2 protein-coding genes are annotated in these 1,211 nt (G+C 65.1%); one reads left to right on the top strand and one right to left on the bottom strand.

What is annotated here, in order from left to right; genetic code table 11:
• The coding region (locus EN939_RS34930) for a zinc-binding dehydrogenase (protein ID WP_127271916.1) at positions 1 to 775 on the top strand (775 nt) is incomplete at its 5' end.
• Between the two features lie 13 nt (positions 776 to 788).
• On the opposite strand, the gene EN939_RS34925 is transcribed toward EN939_RS34930, so the two are convergent.
• The coding region (locus EN939_RS34925; RefSeq protein ID WP_127271914.1) for an SDR family NAD(P)-dependent oxidoreductase at positions 789 to 1,211 on the bottom strand (423 nt) is incomplete at its 5' end.

Below are 1,211 nucleotides of genomic sequence, written 5' to 3'. Positions count from 1 at the left end.
CCCCAAGGGCTGGATACCCGGCCAGGACATTGCGGGGATTGTCGAACGAAGAGCAGCCGATGGTTCCGGGCCAACCGTCGGCGCCCGGGTTGTCGCGTTGGTCGACGAGGCTGGTTGGACCGAACGCATCGCAGTCCCAACCGACCGTCTCGCCGCCCTGCCGGATGACGTCAGCTTCGTTTCCGCAGCCACGCTTCCTGTCGCCGGTACGACGGCGCTGAGGACTCTACGCCATGGCGGGGACCTCGCCGGCCAGCAGGTCTTGATCACCGGCGCAAGCGGTGCGGTCGGTCGTTTCCAGATCCAGCTCGCCCGCCATCAGGGCGGATTCGTGACCGCTGTCGCCGCCGCCCGGCACGCTGAGGATCTCCGCGGCCTCGGAGCCAGGCAGGTTGTCGAAGCGATAGACCTGGCCGAGGGGCCGTTCTCGCTGATTACCGAGTCGGTTGGCGGCCAAAGCCTCGCATGCGCGATCGAACGCGTCGCCCCTGGCGGGACCATCGTCATGTTCGGTTCGAGCAGCGGCGAACTAACGCCCGTCGGATTCCGCCAGTTCGTTCCGGATCATGAAGGAGCGAGGCTTCAGACCTTCGCCTACTACACGTCCGGTCCAGGCATTGGCGAGGACATCGCCTCGCTGCTCGCTCTGGTCGCAGCCGGCCGGCTCGAAACACGCGTGGCCTTGACCGTGCCATGGACAGACATCGCCCAAGCGCTGGACGCACTGCGACAGCGCAGCTTCAGCGGCAAGGCCGTTCTCACCATAACAGGATGAGCATCCTGTTATGTCACACGTGCTGGCCGCCATTGATGTGAATTTCCGAGCCCGTCACATAGGACGCCTGCTGCGAACACAGGAAGAAGATGATGTCGGCGACTTCGGCCGTGGTGCCAAGGCGCCTGAGAGGGATGGTCTCGACGATCTTGTCAGTGCCCGGCGACAGGATCGCGGTGTCGATCTCGCCGGGCGCAATGGCATTGACGCGGATGCCGTGCGGGCCGAAATCATGTGCCATCTCGCGCGTCAGCGAGCCGAGTGCCGCCTTCGATGTGGCGTAGGCCGTGCCGGCGAAGGGATGCACGCGGGTTCCGGCGATCGAGGTTACGTTGACGATCGAGCCCTTGGCCGCCGCCAGCTCCTTGAACAGGCCGCGCGCCAGCATGATCGGCGCGAAGAAATTGACCTGGAACACGTCGCGCCAGACATGCAT

The sequence above is a fragment of the Mesorhizobium sp. M7A.F.Ca.CA.002.05.1.1 genome, assembly GCF_003998335.1.
GTDB lineage: Bacteria > Pseudomonadota > Alphaproteobacteria > Rhizobiales > Rhizobiaceae > Mesorhizobium.
This window is presented reverse-complemented; position numbering and strand designations above follow the sequence as displayed.